We start from the raw sequence: 18,257 nt of genomic DNA, 5'->3' as shown, positions 1-18,257 counted from the left end.
GCAGAGTATCGTTCAATCGGCAGAGAGTTCTGCTAAATAGACAGACAGGGCATCGATGGTGGGATAATCCCACAGCAAGGTGGCCGCCAATCGAAGGCCGAGCCATTCTTCCAGATCGCCGACGAGCGTGACGGTCGACATGGAATCCAACCCATAGCTTGCAAACGGCTCTTCCGGATGAATTTCGGACGCCTCAAGATCTGTCAGTTCGCAGATCTGATCAATGATCCATTCTTGAATCGCTTCCGGCGTTTGTTTCGACATTAACAAAAACCCCTCTCTTAGATCGCGCCTTCGTTTTGGGCACCCAAGGAAATCGGCACCAACGCGAACAGACGATTTTCTTCAAACAACGTTTCCAAGGCTTGGAACACGTTTTCGACATAGTCGGCACGGGGAGCAAAGCCCATGCTGGGATTTTCTCCGTACAACAGGCGGCGCAACGCCAAGACCAGCCATTCTCCAGTACGGAAAAAATCGGCGGGATGTTCTGGGTTGAACAACCACGTGTGCACCGCGATGGCTGCGGTGTGCAAATGAACGTACCGGCGTGCCACTTCCATTTGATCGGACGACTTGTCCGGGTGCAGTTTGCGAGTCAGTGTGCGAAGCGATTCGACTTGCGATTTCAACTCCTCGATCAGCGCGGCGATTTCATCCCGCGTTGCTTCGGCGACCCGGTCCGAGATCCGATCACGCATCAACTCGTCGATAAGGTCCAAACCGTCGAGTGCGGTGTTTCGTCCATGACTGTGCAGATCGAGTTGGGAAGCGTCGAGCCATTCCGGCACAGGGTGTTGCAAATCGAAGATCGCTTCCAGCTCCGCGCGCAACGCTTGCGGTTCGGTGGCTTTCGGCTTGAGCAATTGACGAAGTTGCAGGGCAATGGCTTGCAAATTGGAGTAGGACCCGCCTTCGAATACGCTGACAATCGGCGCGTCGCGGTAAAACTTTTGATAGATGCCGAACTGATGTTCTTCCCGCAGGAAGAAACGGGCCCCGAGGATGCCGTTCAGAGTCAGGAGCGAACGCTCGATGCTGGTGGGCACGAAATACTTGACGGCAGCGGCCCAAATGCTTGCTTGATCCGTAATGACATGCAGTCCGCGCATCGTGACGGTGGCGAGGCAGTCGGCGATCAACGTGTCGACGAACACTTCCGTAAGCGTCGCTCTCACGTATTGCATGTCGGTGACCGGTTTGCCGTACAGATGGCGCTCTTTGGCAAATTGCAACGTGGAGCGCAAGAGGGTATCGGCGGAGGCGAGCATGAAACTGCTGCACAGGGAACGGGTGATCAGCGTGGTTTGCGTCGCGAGCAGCAAGCCGTCACCGGGTTGCCCCACCATTGTGTCTTGCGAAACCGGACTGTCTTGGAAGCGAATGCCGCTGAGGTCGTGGCCGCGAAGTCCGAGCGTTTTAATTTTCGGCGTGTTTTCGAAGGTGGAGGGGTTGAGGTCTTTTTTGTCGACAAACAAAATCGAGTGGCTGCGCGGATTGTTGGTGTCGGCTGTCTTCACATACAACGTGAGCGCGTCGGAGCGGGTAGCATTGCCGATCGTCCATTTTTCTCCGTTCAGCAGGTAGTGTCCCTCTTCATTCGCCCAAGCGCTGAGGTCATTGGCGATGAGGTCGTGCCCTCGTTCCTTCTCCGAAAGTGCAAACCCCATTTTTCCGCCGCCCATCAGCAGTTCTGCCGCTCTTGCCCGTTGGGAGTCGGTGCCGCGAAGCCATACCGGCAGAGCACCGAGCAAGCAAACGCCGGTTGCAACGGCACTCGTCAGGTCGCGCCGGGCAATGACGCGGCTGAGGGCAAACAGTTCCTCCAACGAGCGCAATTGCCCGCCGAACGGCTTGGGAACCAGATAGTTCATGTACCCCCATTCATGCAGGCGGGAAAGAAACTCCTGCGGATATTGATCGGCTTCGTCCAACTCGACCACACGTTGAAATGAGATGCGGCTGCCTGGGCACAAGGGGTCCCCCAAGTACCGTTCCATATCTTCCGCGGCGAGATATTGATCAAAAACGCGCATCGACTCATTGCTCCTTTCAGTTGGCAGTATCGTTGCCGCTTTCCACCAGTCCCCAGTTGGGCACATGTCTGTTTTTGATGACGGCATGAAGCGTGGAGAGCCTCATGTCAACAAATTTTTGTTGACAAGCTTTGCGTTGGATTTTGCCGCTCGTCGTTTTCGGAACTGCGCCGGGGCTGCAGATGATGACCGCGTGCGCCTGCAGTTCATGACGCTCGGACACGGCGGCTTGGATGGCGGTCACGACTTCGGCGAGGTCGTGTTTGCGGTACTGTCGCTCCACTTCGGTGACGATGACCAATTTCTCTTCACCGTCCGCTTCGATGGAAAAAGCGGCGGTGTTGTCTGTGGAAACGAACGGATGCGCGTTTTCGACGGTCCATTCGATGTCTTGCGGATAGTGGTTTTGTCCACGGATGATGATCAGGTCTTTGTGGCGGCCTGTGATAAACACTTCGCCTTCATGGAGAAAGCCCAAATCGCCGGTGCGAAGGAATACTTTACCCGGCTCGTCAGGCAATGTCGCTTGAAACGTTTCTTCTGTGACGAGCGGGTTGTTCCAATAGCCGCCCGCGACTTGCGGACCCGACACCCAGATTTCCCCGACTTCGTTGGGCGGGCAGGGAACCCGCGTTTGCGGATTGACGATGCGCACCGTGACGGCGTTGAGCGGACGTCCGCAACCGATCAGCACCAGTTCCTGATCCGGGGCAGCGGCAGGCTGAACACGGTTTTCCAACAACGCCCGCTTGTCCACCTGCAGGGACGTATAACCTTCTTCATAGGAGGAACCGCTGATCATGAGCGTTGCTTCCGCCATGCCATAGCTCGGGCACAGGGTCGTCGCTTTCAACCCGCACGGAGCGAACGTTTCATCAAACCGACGCACCGTGTCATAGCGAACCGGTTCCGCACCGGTCACCGCCACACGCAAACTGGACAGATCCAGAGATTGCAAATCTTCCGGCTTGGCCTTGCGCACGCAAAGATCATAGGCAAAGTTCGGCCCGGCGGTGATGTCGGCTTTGTAGCGGTCGATCGCTTTCAACCAGCGCAACGGGCGTTTGATGAACGTGAGCGGGGACATGAGAACGACATGACGTCCGTTTAGCACCGGGGAGAAAACGTTGCCGATCAGACCCATGTCGTGAAAGAGCGGAAGCCAACTCACAAACGTCGTGGTTTCGCAGACCCCGATCGCTTCGGACGCAATCACCAGATGGCGCATGATATGCCCATGTGTGACAATCACGCCCTTCGGTTTGGAGGTGGACCCGGACGTGTACTGAAGAAACGCAACCGTATCCGGGTTGACGTTGGGCACCGGGCACGGTTCCAGATTGGAGGTGTCCAAGTCGTGAGTGTCAAGCCATTGCACATCACCAAACTGTTGGGTGAACCGGTTTTCTTGAGCTTGCAAAGCGTGAAGGATGGAACTGGACGTGAGGACGATCTTCGCTTCTGAATCCTCTAGAATCGCTTCAAAGCGACGATCCGGGCGCGTGATCTTCGGCGAGGTCACAGGCACTGCGATCGCGTTGGCATAGAGGCAACCAAAGAACGCGGTCACATACTCACTTCCAGAGGGATACGCCAAGAGAACTCGCTGACCGGTTGCGCCCCGTTCGAGCAGCGCTGCACCGATCAACCGGGCACGCTGCACGAGTTCCGTGAAGGTGAGACGGGCTTCTTCGGTTTCTCCGTCTTCTCCGAGATACGTGAGTGCCATCAAGTCGGCATGGGTGTTGCTCCAGTGTTCAAGCGCATCAACTACTGTGGAAAACAAAGCCGATTCCTCCTCGTAACGCAACATGGGTTCGACAAACGCGGATTCGATTTGCCTTCTTCAAACGGGGAAATCGAATAAGAATAGAACGGTTTTAAACTAGATAAATCAGGGTCGAGGAAATAATGATGTTGTTGGAGTAAAATTATATTCTTCAGATTTATGTAATGTCAATACGATCTGTTTCTGTGGAATTTACATGTCGACGTTGACAATTGATGCTTAATTAGAGATTATAGAGTTGGTCAAATTGGTTTTTCTATACTTCAATTTGGTTGATGTTTATTTTTCTGTTTGATTAAAATTGAGCTTTGATAGAAGAAATTCTAAACTGGGGTGTTTTGATGAGCGGGTATGTGAATTCGAAAAGCGATGTTGATCTGCGTCAAGAATCCGTTGTGCAGACTGCATTTCTGTTGTCTGGCCGCGTCGATGCGGGAGCATTGCGCCATGCCTATCAGGCAACAACGGAACGATTTGGTGTTTCGCACGCCAGCCTTTCCCAGACGAATGGGGAGTCGATTCGGGAGGAACTCGGGACAGCAGACGAAAAGTTGCTGGTTGAGAAACTGATGAGTGACGCGAGAGATGCGGGTACTTATGAGCAGATAAATGGAAGTTTGTTACATGCTGAATTAATAGAATTATCCGAAAATAAATTTTGTTTAATCCAAACAGCTTCTTCTCAAATTGCCGATGTGCCTTCGTTAACCCTGTTGGGCGAGGAATCGTTGGCCGCCGCTCAAAACATGAAGAGTCGGCTGAGTGACGGCGAGGAACCCATTCCGTACTTGGAAGTGGTGGAGTGGTTAAACGAACTGCTTGCCGAGGAAGACGCCATCGGGGGGCTGACCCATTGGCAAAAAGTTCGTCAGGCCCTCTCCCAGGTGGAAGAGAGTGTGTATACGCAGCCGCTGGAACGACGGATCGGCGAACCGCATGTTCCCCGAACGGCGTTCGCACGGCGGACGGTTCCGAACCCGATTGCGGTTGGATCGTCAATGGCTGAACTGGCAACCACTGCAACAGTTTTGACGGCTTGGCAATCGTTGTTAAGCCGGTATGCAGGCGATGTGGTCCCTGTCAACGTCGTGTTGGACGGGCGAGCCATTCCCGATTTGCAAACCGTCGTGGGTCCGTTGAGCAAAAGCGTTCCCGTGCTCGGCCTGCAACAGATGAGTCAATCTTTCGCGGAGGCGGCAGACACGGTTCGCCAAGAGCTGGAACTGGCCGCTTCTTGGCAAGAGTATGACAGAGGGGGTGTCGGGAGCCCGTTTGGATTCGCTTTTCATGTACATCCGGCTGCCGAAGAAGGGCCGCAGTTTACGTTTCAACGGGTGGGTCTGTTTGAATCGGACCCCTCTTGCAAATTGAAACTGGTCTGTTGCGAGCACACCGGTTCCTTGGAATTCGTGCTTGCTTACGATGAGGTTCTGTACGGACAACAAGACGCACAGCGAATGCTGGATTCTCTGGAATTGCTTTTGCGTCATGCGGTAGAGCAGCCGGATACTCCGGTAAAAAACCTGAACATTCTCACGGATCAAGAGTTGGAACACCTCTTGGTTACACTCAATCAAACGGAGCATGAGGTTCCTTATGACACCGTGCACCAGATGTTTGAGTTGCAGGTGGAGCGCACACCGGACGCGGTGGCGATCGTCTGCGACGGGCATGCCTTCACGTATCGGGAACTGAACGCCCGAGCCAATCAATTGGCGCATCGACTGCGTGAATGGGGTGTGCAAAAAGACACGTTGGTTGCCGTCTATCTGGAGCGAACTTCCGACTTGCCGCCCGCGCTGTACGGTGTGCTCAAAGCTGGCGGTGCTTATGTTCCGCTGGACCCGACGTATCCGGAAGAACGTCTCTCCGCCATCTTGGAAGATGCGAACTGCCCGATCGTGTTGACGGTTCGTTCCTTGCGGGACAAACTGCCCGATCATGGTGCGCGCGTGCTGTGTTTGGACGAAGAGGCACAGGAGTTGGCTGCGCGGCCGGACGGAAATCCAGAGCCCATGACGGACAGTCACGGGCTGATGTATCTCCTGTACACTTCCGGTTCCACCGGCAAGCCCAAAGGGGTTATGATCGAGCATCACAGCGTGGTGAACCTGTTCGTTGATTTGAGTCGTGTGAACCCGCCGACGGGAGACGATGTCATGTTGGCTCTGGCGTCGATCTCGTTTGACATCTCGGTGGCGGAGCTGTTTTGGACTGTTTGCCAAGGAATCACGACGGTTTTGGTGCCGTATGACGGCGAACAGTACGGCAATTACGATCGTTTTTTACAACTGCCGCAACAGTACGGCATCGGCCCGGTGACCATGATGCAGACCACGCCGTCCCGCGGCAAAATGCTTTTCGATGAACCGGGTTCGCAACGGTTCCTTGCCTCGTTACAAACATGGTGGTTCGCCGGGGAGCCGTTGCCGACCGCCTTCATCGAGAACCTTCGGGCAAAAACACCGGCGGTCATCGTGAATTTGTACGGTCCGACCGAAACGACCGTCTACTCCACGGTGTATGTCTCAGCAGGTGGAGAAACACTGCCGTTCCTGCCGATGGGCCGCGCGATCATCAACACCAAGCTGTACGTCTTGGATGAGGAACGTCAACCGGTGCCGATCGGGGCAAAAGGGGAGTTGTACATCGCCAACCGAGGCGTCGGACGCGGATACTTGAACCGCCCGGACCTGACGGCAGAGCGTTTTTTGGCAGATCCCTTTAGCGGGACCTCGGGCGGGCGCATGTATAAGTCGGGCGACCTCGCACGCTATCTGCCGGATGGAACGCTTGAGATTCTGGGTCGCAGTGACGACCAAGTGAAAATTCGCGGCTTTCGGATTGAGATCGGCGAGGTGGAATCGGTGCTGGCCCAACACCCGGGCGTCGAGAAGTGCGCCGTGACGGTTTGGCAGAAAGACACGATGGAGAAACGGTTGGTCGGGTACGTGGTGCCGAAAAACGACCAATCGGTAACAGCCGAGTCGCTGCGAAAGTTTTTGGCAGAGCAGTTGCCGGAGTATATGATTCCCTCGATGTTTATGCCGGTCGGCGAGATTCCGCTGACTCCCAACGGCAAGACGGATCGAAAAAGTTTGCCGAAGCCGGACGTTGACGCCATGGTTTCGGAGCAGGAATATGTAGCGCCGCGCAACGAGATGGAAGAACAGGTTGCCGCGATCTGGTCTGCTGTGCTGGGTAAGGAAGCGGTCAGTGTGGAGTCTAAGTTCTATGAACTCGGGGGCGACTCGATTTTGGCTTTGCAAGTGGTGTCACGTTTGCAGACCGCGTTCGAAATGGAGTTCCCCATCGCCGCGTTTTTTGATCATCCGACTGTTGCCAGCCAGGCAAAGTTGATTGATGAACTGATCGAAGCGGAACTGCTGGGTGAGTTGGACGGGTTGAGTGAGGAAGAGATTCAAAGAATGCTTGGGGAGGGCTCGAAGTAAATGGATCAAAACGCTGCCAATAAACAAGAACTGTTAAAAGCGTTGAAGGAAAAGCGCCTCCGCGAGGCAGCTCAAAAACAGACAAACGCGCAGTCGATGATCCTGCCTGTTCAAGATGGATCGATCGTGCTGTCCGTGGGGCAGGAGCGTTTGTGGTTTTTGGATCAGTGGACTCCGGGAAATTCTTCGTATAACATGCCGGTTGGCGTGCGGATTCAAGGAGAACTTGACGCGAACCTTCTGGAAGCCGCTTTGCGTGAGATCGTTCGCCGTCATCAAGTTTTGCGCACCGGTGTGGCGGCACGGGAAGGTGTGCCCGCGCTCGTCAGGGGTTCGGAGGAGGACTTTGAATGCCGGTTTCAAGACGTCCGGCATTCCGAGGACCGGGACGCGCTTGTGCAGCGGTTGATTGCGGAAGAAGTCCGCAAGCCGTTTCAACTGTCCGATCACCTGATGATTCGCGCTTTGCTGCTTCGTGCGGACGAGTTGGAGCACACGCTGGTGTTGACCGTTCATCACATCGCAGCCGACGGTTGGTCGCTCGGGGTGTTGTTGCGCGAGGTCGCTGCGTTGTACGAAGCGATGAAGGCAGGCAAACCGTCTCCGCTTGCGGACTTGCCGATTCAATACTCTGACTATGCGGCTTGGCAACGCGAGAATTTGGACAGTGAAGAAATGTCAAACCATGTTGCGTACTGGAAAAAGCAATTGCAGGGCGCTCCGGCACGTCTCGAATTGCCGACGGACCATGCCCGCCCGCTGGTGCAAACCGGGCGCGGGGGATCGTTGCCGTTTTCGCTGACGAAACAAACGGTCAGCTCCTTGCAGGCGTTGGGTCAGCAAGAACAAGCGACATTGTTCATGATGTTGCTTGCGGCCTTTAAACTCCTGATGAGCCGGCTTTCCGGTCAGCAGGATGTGGTCATCGGGATGCCGGTTGCTGGCCGCAACCGACCGGAACTCGAAGGCTTGGTTGGTTTTTTTGTCAATACGCTTGCCCTGCGCACCGATTTTTCGGACGTGGAAACGTTCCGAGACCTCGTGCGCAAAGTGCGTACCTCCATGCTGGGGTCTCTGGACCACCAAACGGTTCCGTTTGAGAAGTTGGTCGACGAACTGAACGTGCAGCGCGACAGCAGCTACAACCCGATTTATCAAGTCATCATGTCGTATAACAATACGCCGATGCCGTCGATGTCGTTTGCCGGTTTGTCTTTGGAGCCGATCCGCGTGGAGACGGAAACTTCCAAAGTGGATTTGACGATGGAACTGTGGGAGTCAGCAGACGGTCTGGAGGGGCGTTTGGAGTATTGCAGCGACCTGTTTGAAGCGGAAACGGCCGAGCGTTTCTTGGGCCATTTTCAAACGTTGTTGCAAAACCTCATCGCGCAACCGGATGTCGTACTTAATGAAGTCAAACTTCTGACGGAAGATGAGCAAGAGGAACTGTTGTACCGTTTTCAAGACAACTTCGAGCTTCCAGATTCGCAACACTGCCTGCATCAACTGTTTGAGGAGCAAGTGAACCTGCGCCCGGAGTCGGTCGCCTTGGTGTACGAAACGGAGGCGCTGACGTACCGGGAACTCAATGCGCGTGCGAACCGATTGGCTCATTACTTGAAAGCGCAAGGTGTCGGACCGGACTCGCTGGTGGGGCTCTACCTGGAACGGTCGGCTGAGATGATCGTGGCGATCTTGGGTGTCCTCAAGGCGGGCGGCGCGTATGTTCCGCTGGACCCGAGTTCTCCAAATGACCGCGTTTCGTTCATTATGGAAGACGCGTCGGCGGTGCTGATGCTGACGCAGACCCGTTTGCTCGACAAGTTGCCAAGCCAGGGCCTCACGCTGGTTTGTCTCGACCAACCGGGGATTTTCGACGAACAGCCGGACGAAAACCCCGAGGGCGGAGCACAATCGAATCATCTCGCGTATGTCATCTACACCTCGGGTTCAACCGGTCTGCCGAAGGGTGTCATGATCGAACACCGTCAAGCGGTTCGTTTGTTCCAAGCGACGGAGCATTGGTACCATTTCGATGAACGAGATGTTTGGACGGTGTTCCACTCCTATGCGTTCGACTTTTCGGTCTGGGAAATCTGGGGGGCGCTGCTGTATGGCGGCAGATTGGTCGTCGTGCCGTATCTGGTCTCGCGCAATCCGGAGCAATTTTATGAATTGTTGGCTCGTGAGCAGGTTACGATGCTCAGCCAAACACCGTCTGCCTTCCGCCAACTGATTCGCGTGGAAGAGAACCGTCCGGAGTTGGCGGACGCTCTGGCGCTCCGTTTCGTGGTCTTCGGCGGGGAAGCGCTGGAGTTTCAGAGCTTGCGGCCTTGGTTTGAGCGTCATGGCGACCAGCAGCCGCAATTGGTCAACATGTACGGGATTACGGAGACGACCGTACACGTCACCTACCGTCCGGTCACGATGCAGGACGTGGAAGAAGGGCGCGGCAGTCTGATCGGCGTTCCGATTCCGGACTTGCAGTTGTACATTCTCGATGATCGGTTGCAGCCGGTTCCGTACGGTGTGCCGGGCGAGATGTTCATCGGAGGGGCGGGTGTCGCCCGAGGATATCTCAACCGTCCTGAACTGACCTCGACGCGCTATCTGCCCAACCCGTTCCGCGGCGGCGGACGCCTGTATCGATCGGGCGACTTGGCACGCCGCTTGTCCAACGGGGACATCGAATACATGGGGCGTATCGACAATCAGGTCAAGGTGCGCGGTTTCCGCATCGAACTCGGGGAGATCGAATCGCAATTGAGCCAGCACCCGGATATTCGGGAGTGCGTGGTATTGGTGCGGGAAGAACAGCCGGGGGACAAGCGGTTGATCGCGTATGTGGTACCGGCGTCCGGCAAGGCGCTGACGATCACGGAGATGCGTCAATTTTTGCAACAGGAATTGCCGGAGTATATGATCCCCGCTTTGTTTGTCACGCTGGATCAAATGCCGCTGACCAATAACGGCAAGGTCGACCGTCGGGCGTTGCTGCAACTGACGGTCGTGAAATCCGATTTCGGCGGCGAGTATGTGGCGCCGACCACACCGGAGCAACAAGCGCTGGCTGACATTTTCGCAGAAGTTCTTCAATTGGAAAGAGTCGGGATCGACGACAACTATTTCGCGCTGGGCGGAGACTCGATTCGTGCGTTGCGAGTCGTGGCGCGTGCCAAGGAACAAGGTCTCACGTTCAACTTGCAACAACTTTTCCAACATCAATCGGTACGCGAGCTGTGTGAAGTGTTGCAAGTCGGGGCACAAGCTTTGGAAGAAAGCGAAGCGGAGCTTCCCGTCACGGAGCCGTTCCACGGTTTGCTGGAGTCTGATGTACAGTTGCTTCCCAAGGGCGTGGAAGATGCGTACCCGCTGAGCGCTTTGCAGACGGGGATGTTTTTCCATATGGAATACAACGAAGGGGAAGCGACCTACTACAACATCACCACGTTGTCCATCCGCGCCGCGTTTGACTTGGCGAAGTTGGAAACCGCGGTCAATCGCGTGATTGCACGCCACCCTGCGCTGCGGACCGGCTTTGATTTCACAACGTTCAGCGAGCCGCTGCAGTTGGTGCACGCGGCAGCTCCCTTGCGAATCGGCCTCCAAGATTTGCGCCACTTGAACACGGCGGAGCAGGAGGAGCACTTCCAGCAGTGGTTCGCCGAAGAGCGGACGAAGACGTTTGATTACGCTTGCCCGCCGTTGATCCGCATCTTCGTCCATCTGCGCAGTGACAATCTGTTTGAGTTTTCTGTCACCGAGTGTCACGCGATCTTGGACGGATGGAGTTTGACGTCGATCTTCAGCGAAATTTTCATGCTCTATTTGGCTCAGTTGCAGGACGAAGAGTTTGTGGAACCAGAGGCGCCGATCGTCTCGTTCCGCGACTTTGTCTGGTGGGAACGCCAAGCGTTGCAATCGGTCGACAGCCGTGATTTTTGGATGAAAAAAATCGATGACTGCAAGCCGACTCTGTTGCCGCGGTGGTCAAGCGCCCGTGAAGACAAGGTCGAACGCACGTTCCAACGGTTTCTGACGCATGTGCCGCGCGAAATTCAGCGGGGTCTGCAGGAACTGTCTCAAAAAGCGGGCGTTCCGCTGAAGAGCGTGTTGCTTGCCGCGCACGTTAAAGTTCTGAGCTTGTTGGCGGGCGACGACGATGTGCAGACCGGTTTGACGTCCAACGGCCGTTCGGAAGACCGGGGCGGCGACCGCGTGCGCGGGCTGTTCTTAAATACGCTGCCGTTCCGCTTCCAGTTGCAAAACGGCACCTGGTCGGATCTGGTGCGAGCGGTCTTCCACGACGAGATGGAGATTCTGCCGCACCGCCGTTACCCGCTGTCTGCCTTGCAAAGCGTGTACGGCCGCCAGTCGCTTTTTGAAACCTCGTTCAACTTTGTCCATTTCCATGCGCTCAAAGATGTTGTGACCAACGGACCGATGGAGATTCTCGACCTGAAGGAAGTGGCGGATACCAACTTTAACTTGTGCAGCACCTTCAGTTTGCTTCCTACGACGGGCGAGCTCATCTTGATGCTGGATACCAACGGTCGGGTGGTGACCCCGGAGCAGGGCGAGGCGATGCGCGGGTATTTCCTCAAGGTCTTGAGAACGATGGCACAACAACCTGAGACCGAACATCATTCGTTTGATCCGCTGTCCGATGCGGAGCGCCGACAACTGCTCGTGGACTTCAACGATACGCATGTCGAGTACCCGCAGGACAAAGCTCTGCACCTGCTGTTCGAGGAACAGGCAGAACGCACGCCGGACCGAGTGGCGCTCGTATTTGAAGATCAGGTGTTGACCTACGGCGAATTGAACCGACGCGCCAACCAATTGGCACATCATCTGCAAAAACTCGGCGTGCAGAAGGAAGATCTCGTCGGCGTCTCCATGGAGCGTTCGATGGAGATGGTCATCAGCTTGTACGCCATCCTCAAGGCAGGCGGGGCCTATGTGCCGATTGATCCCACGTATCCGGCCGATCGACTCTCGTACATGTTGCAAGACGCGCGAGTTCCGCTGCTTTTGACGCAAAAACAACTGCTTGACCACTTGGATTTGTCTTCCGTCCAGCTTCTCTACTTGGACGATGAAGCGACAGCAGCCGCTCTGAAGCAGGAAAGCGACGTCAATCCGCCCTGCACGACAACGGGCGAAAACGCGGCGTACATGATCTACACATCCGGCTCCACCGGCATGCCGAAGGGGGTCATCAACACCCACCGTGGGATCGTAAACCGTCTGTTGTGGATGCAAGATGAATACAACCTGACCGAACAAGACACGGTCTTGCAAAAAACGCCGTTCAGTTTTGACGTTTCGGTCTGGGAGTTCTTCTGGCCGCTGTTTACGGGGGCACGTCTGGTCGTCGCTCGACCGGAGGGCCACCGTGACAGCGCGTATCTGGTCGAGTTGATTCAACGCGAGCGGGTGACGACCCTGCACTTCGTACCTTCGATGTTGCAGGTGTTCTTGGAAGAGCAAGGCGTGGAAGCATGCCGGAGCTTGCGGCAAGTGATGTGCTCCGGCGAAGCGCTGCCGGCCGAGCTGGTCGAGAGATTTTTCGCCCGTCTTGATGCCCGTCTGCACAACCTGTACGGGCCGACGGAAGCGGCAGTCGACGTCACCTATTGGGAATGTCAACCCAACACGGGTCAATTGCTGGTCCCCATCGGCCGCCCCGTTGCCAACACCCAGATCTACATCTTAAACGGGCGGATGCAGCCGGTTCCGATCGGCGTGCCGGGCGAATTGCATATCGGCGGCATTCAAGTCGCGCGGCTCTATCACAACCGTCCTGAATTGACAGCCGAAAAGTTTATTGCAGATCCGTTTTTGCCGGAGGGACGTCTCTATAAAACGGGTGACCTTGCCCGCTTTATGCCGGACGGCACTATTCAATATCTGGGACGGATTGACCATCAAGTCAAGATCAGAGGTTTGCGCATCGAATTGGGCGAGATCGAGGCGGATTTGATGAACCTGCCCGAGGTGCGTGCCGCCGTGGTTTTGGCACGGGAGGACAAACCGGGTGACAAACGCCTGGTCGCCTACGTGGTTGTCGATCCGGAATCGGGCATGACCGCCGCCGACATGCGCCAAGCGTTGCTGCAAAAACTGCCGGATTATATGGTACCGTCCGCCTTCATCCTGCTCGACGCGATTCCGCTTTCTCCGAACGGCAAAGTGGATCGTCGTGCCTTGCCGGTGCCGGAATGGTCTCAGTCGTCCCAGAGTGAATATGCGGCACCGCGCACGCCGCTGGAACAGGCGGTTGCCGAAATCTTCGCCAACTTGTTGCAACTTGAGCGGGTGAGTGTCGAGGATAACTTCTTCTCGCTGGGCGGTCACTCTTTGCTGGCGACCCAAGCGATCTCGCGCTTGAAAATCGCGTTGAATGTCCATTTGCCGTTGCGTAGTTTGTTTGACGCGCCGACCGCGCGGTTGTTGGCCGCTCATCTGGAAGGAGCGAAACAGTCCGCACGGCAGCCGATCATCCAGTCGGTGTCGAGCGAAGACAACCCCTTGTCTTTTGCGCAACAACGTCTGTGGTTGATGGAGCAGTTGGTGCCGGGCACAGCGCTGTACAACATGCCGATGGCGGTGCGCTTGCAAGGCGAGTTGCAGATCGAAGCACTCGTACAAAGTCTCAACCGGATCGTTGCGCGTCACGAAGCCCTGCGCACCGTGTTTTTGGAAAGGGACGGACGTCCGGTCCAAGTGATTCACGAAACGGAAGAGATGAGCTTCAACCGCATCGATCTTCGCAAGGAAAAAAGGGAAGACCGCGAGCAAAAAATGAAGCAACTCGTTCAACTGGAAGCAGAGCGGCCGTTTGACCTCCAAGTCGGGCCTTTGATTCGCGCCCACTTGATTCAACTGGCGGAAACAGAGCACGTGTTGGTGCTGAACATGCACCATATCGTCTCGGACGGATGGTCGCTGCAAGTCTTGATTCGTGAGTTTGTCGCTCTTTACGAAGCGTTTGCGGCAGGTGTTCCGTCGCCGCTCCCGGAGCTGCCGATCCAGTATCGAAATTATGCCGCTTGGCAGCGTGAATGGTTGCAAGGAGACGTTCTGGAGGAACAGATGTCGTATTGGAAGGAACAGTTGGGCGGAGAACTGCCGGTTCTGCAACTGCCGACCGACCGTCCTCATCCGTCTGCTCAAACCTATCGCGGAGCCGAAGAGAGTTTCACTCTGCCGTCTGAACTCACCCAGGAACTGCAAGCCCTCTCCCGTCGTCACGGGACTACGATGTTCATGACCTTGCTGGGGGCGTTCCAACTGTTGCTCTCGCGTTACAGCGGGCAGGAGGACATCAGTGTCGGCACGCCGATTGCCGGGAGACATCACCACGACACAGAGCAGTTGATCGGTTTCTTCGTCAACACGCTGGTGATGAGAACCGACTTGTCGGGCGCGCCGACGTTCGAAGAACTGCTCAACCGCGTGCGTGAAGTCGCGCTCGGTGCGTACGCACATCAAGATGTACCGTTCGAAAAGTTGGTGGAGGAGCTGCAACCGGAGCGCGACCTCAGCCGATCTCCGTTGTTCCAAGTCATGTTTACCATGCAAGATCCGCTGTCCAAGGGCATTGAGCTGCCGGGGTTGACACTTGCGGCGGTGGAGATGGACACCCAGATCGCCAAATTCGATTTGACCTTGAGTATGGTGGAAGAAGGGGGCGCTCTCGCCGGCTCCCTGCAATACAACGCAGACCTGTTTGATGCCGCTACCGTTCAGCGCATGGCCGGGCACATCACGACGCTGTTGAAAAGCATCGTGGATCACCCGACCTCTTCGGTTTTCGAGTTGAACTATCTGACCGAGGAGGAGCGACATCAATTGCTGGTGGAGTTCACCCGCACGATGCCGGATCAGCATTCGAAGGACGCTTGCTTGCACCACGTATTTGATCGGCAGGCAGAACGCGTTCCGAACCACATCGCACTTGTTTCCGAGCAGGAGGAATTGACCTATTCGCAACTGCGCGAACGCGCGGACCGAGTCGCTTCCTATTTGCATCGGAAGGGAGTCCAGCCGGAAGAACCGGTCGGCATGATGCTCGATCGCTCGCCGAACGCCATCCTTGCGTTGTTGGGGATTCTCAAGGCAGGGGGAGTGTATCTCCCGCTCGATCCGACGTACCCGCGTGAACGTCTGGACTATATGATCCAAGACAGCGGCGTCCGCTTCGTGATCAGTCAGGGGTCGCTGGTCGACTCGTTTGATTCGTCCGCTTTTGAAGTCGTGGACATCGACGTTGCGCTTGCTGATTCCGCAGAAATAACCGCTCTGCCGCAGACACACGCCAATCAAGCGGCGTACATCATCTACACATCCGGCTCAACAGGAACGCCCAAAGGTGTGGTCGTGGAGCACAGCGCCGTTTCCAAACATGTGCAGACCGTGCAAAGCCATTACGAAATCACGGATGAAGACATCGTATTGCAGTTCGCGTCCTTGAATTTCGATGCTTCGCTGGAGCAACTGTTCAGCGCCCTCTTGTCGGGAGCCACCGTCTTCTTGCGCGGCAATACGCTGTGGAGTGCTCAAGAACTTCTGACCAACCTCCACAAATTCCGCGTCTCCGTGGCCAACGTACCGACCGCCTATTGGCAACAGGTTGTGTATGACTGGAAAGCCAACAAAGCCGAGATTCCGCCGTCCCTGCGTTTGATGATCGCGGGCGGGGAGGCCCTGCTGTCCCGACCTGTTGAGATCTGGCGTGAACTGCCGACGGAAAAAGTGCGCCTCCTGAACGCCTATGGTCCGACGGAGACCGTGATCACCTCGCATGCCTATGAGATTTCGCCGCACACGCATCTGCAACAAGAGCGGGCCGTGCCGATCGGTGCTGCGCTTGGAGATCGTATCTCCTATGTTCTGGATCAACAGGGGCAACCGGTTCCGATCGGGGTGCCGGGGGAACTGCACATTGGCGGATCGGTTCTGGCACGCGGCTATGTAAACCAACCGGAACTGACCGCGAAGAAATTTGTTCCGAATCCCTATTCAGACGATCCCGCGGCTCGCCTGTACAAAACGGGCGATCTGGTTCGCTACCTGCCGGACGGACAGCTTGAATATCTGGGCCGCATTGACAATCAAGTGAAAATCCGGGGATTCCGCATTGAGCTGGGCGAGATTGAAGCGGCCTTGCTGACCCGACAGGATGTCGAGCAAGCGGCGGTGCTTATTCGTGAAGACGCGCCCGGTGACAAGCGGATCATTGCATACGTGGTCGCTGCTGAGTTTGCATCGCCGCGCACGGAGGAAATCCTGCAGCACTTGCAACAGCAACTGCCTGCGTATATGGCACCTTCCGCCATCATGATTTTGCAGGAGATGCCGCTTCTTCCCAACGGAAAAGTCGACCGCCGGGCCCTGCCGGCACCGGAGAAGTCGCAAGGCAACCGCGACACGTATGCAGCACCGCGCATCCCGCTGGAAGAGACCGTAGCCAAAATTTTTGCAGAGGTCTTGAACCTGGAACGAGTCAGCGCGGAAGCGGATTTCTTCTTGATGGGCGGACATTCGTTGCTCGCAACGCAGGCGGTTTCGCGATTGAAAAACGCATTGGATGTACAACTGCCGCTGCGCATTTTGTTTGAATCGCCAACGGTGCGTTCGCTTGCCGCCCGCATCTCGGAAATGAAACAAGGAGAACTCGTTTCGCCTAAACCGAGAGAACTCGTCTCTCGCCAATCCGAGTTCCCGCTGTCATTCGCGCAACAGCGTCTCTGGATCATCGAACAACTCACGCCCGGCACATCTCTGTATAACATGCCGGTGGCGGTGCGCCTGCAGGGAGACTTGCATCTGGATGCGCTGGTACGAAGCCTTCAAGAGATCGTCGTTCGTCACGAAATTTTGCGCACGACGTTTGCTGACAGAGAAGGACAATCGGTCCAAATCATTCATGAATCCAGTGAGATTTCCGTCACCCGGACGGATTTGCGCACAGAGTCCCCGGAGACACGCGAACTCAAGATGCAACAACTCGTTTCTTCTGAAATCGATCAGCCGTTTGACCTGACCTCGGGTTCGCTGATTCGCTTCCACCTGATTCAACTCCATGAACGAGAGCACGTCTTGGTGCTCAACATGCACCATATCGTCTCGGACGGATGGTCGTTGCAAGTTTTGATCCGGGAGTTTGTCACTCTGTACGAAGCGTTTGCAGCGGGACAACCTTCGCCCCTCGCGGACTTGACGATGCAGTATGCGGATTACGCCGCATGGCAACGTGACTGGCTGCAAGGAGAGGTGTTGCAGGAACAGCTTTCTTATTGGAAAGAAAAGTTGGGCGGTGAACTTCCGGTGCTTCAACTGCCGACCGACCGACCGCACCCGACCTTGCAGACCTATCGGGGAGCCGACGAGCGTTTCACTTTGTCTGCTGAACTTACCCAACAGTTGCAGCCCCTTTCCCGCCGTCACGGTGCCACGATGTTCATGACCTTGCTGAGTGCTTTCCAATTGCTTCTCTCGCGGTACAGCGGTCAGGAAGACATCACCGTCGGCACACCGATTGCCGGACGAACGATGGAAGAGACGGAAGGTTTGATCGGCTTCTTTGTCAACACGTTGGTGATGCGAACCGATCTGTCGGGTGCGCCGACCTTCGAAGAACTGCTGGGCCGCGTGCGTGAAACGGCGCTCGGGGCTTACTCGCACCAAGACATCCCGTTTGAAAAATTGGTGGAGGAGTTAAAGCCGGAGCGCGACCTCAGCCGATCTCCGTTGTTCCAAGTCATGTTCAGCATGCAAAGCGCATTGTCCACAGACCTCGAACTGCCCGGTCTGACGATTACCGAAGTGGAGATGAACAGTCAGGTCGCTAAATTTGATCTGACCCTGACTTTGGTGGAAGAGGCGGACGGAGTTGTCGGCAATTTGGCATACAACGTCGATCTGTTCGATGCCGCCACGATCCAACGCATGGTCGGTCACTTCACGACCTTG

At 55.9% G+C, this 18,257-nt stretch carries 5 protein-coding genes; 2 read left to right on the top strand and 3 right to left on the bottom strand.

Features of this window, described 5'->3' with window-relative positions; all coding sequences use genetic code 11:
• Window positions 1-12: 12 nt before the first annotated feature.
• The 3 genes from EL26_RS13640 to EL26_RS13630 are packed head-to-tail and all read right to left on the bottom strand — an operon-like array spanning window position 13 to window position 3,822.
• Complete coding sequence (locus EL26_RS13640) at window positions 13-264, bottom strand: acyl carrier protein (RefSeq protein ID WP_038089828.1); 252 nt, start codon at window positions 262-264, stop codon at window positions 13-15.
• Window positions 265-281: 17 nt separating this feature from the next.
• A complete protein-coding gene (locus tag EL26_RS13635; protein WP_052036357.1) occupies window positions 282-2,036 on the bottom strand; it encodes an acyl-CoA dehydrogenase family protein in 1,755 nt (584 codons plus the stop codon).
• Window positions 2,037-2,052: 16 nt separating this feature from the next.
• Complete coding sequence (locus EL26_RS13630; protein WP_052036356.1) at window positions 2,053-3,822, bottom strand: fatty acyl-AMP ligase; 1,770 nt, start codon at window positions 3,820-3,822, stop codon at window positions 2,053-2,055.
• A gap of 344 nt (window positions 3,823-4,166) precedes the next feature.
• Here EL26_RS13630 and EL26_RS13625 point away from each other — a divergent pair, with 344 nt between their 5' ends.
• Together EL26_RS13625 and EL26_RS13620 are read left to right on the top strand one after the other, a co-directional pair.
• Window positions 4,167-7,277: a non-ribosomal peptide synthetase gene (locus EL26_RS13625; RefSeq protein ID WP_081857195.1), complete on the top strand. Its 3,111-nt coding sequence runs from the start codon at window positions 4,167-4,169 to the stop codon at window positions 7,275-7,277.
• Window positions 7,278-18,257: non-ribosomal peptide synthetase (locus tag EL26_RS13620; RefSeq protein ID WP_052036355.1), on the top strand; the 10,980-nt coding region annotated here is incomplete at its 3' end. It lies immediately after the preceding gene.

The sequence above is a fragment of the Tumebacillus flagellatus genome, from assembly GCF_000714935.1.
GTDB classification, from domain to species: Bacteria; Bacillota; Bacilli; order Tumebacillales; family Tumebacillaceae; genus Tumebacillus; species Tumebacillus flagellatus.
The sequence above is the reverse complement of the archived record's forward strand: the minus strand, read 5'-3'. Positions and strand labels throughout refer to the sequence as shown.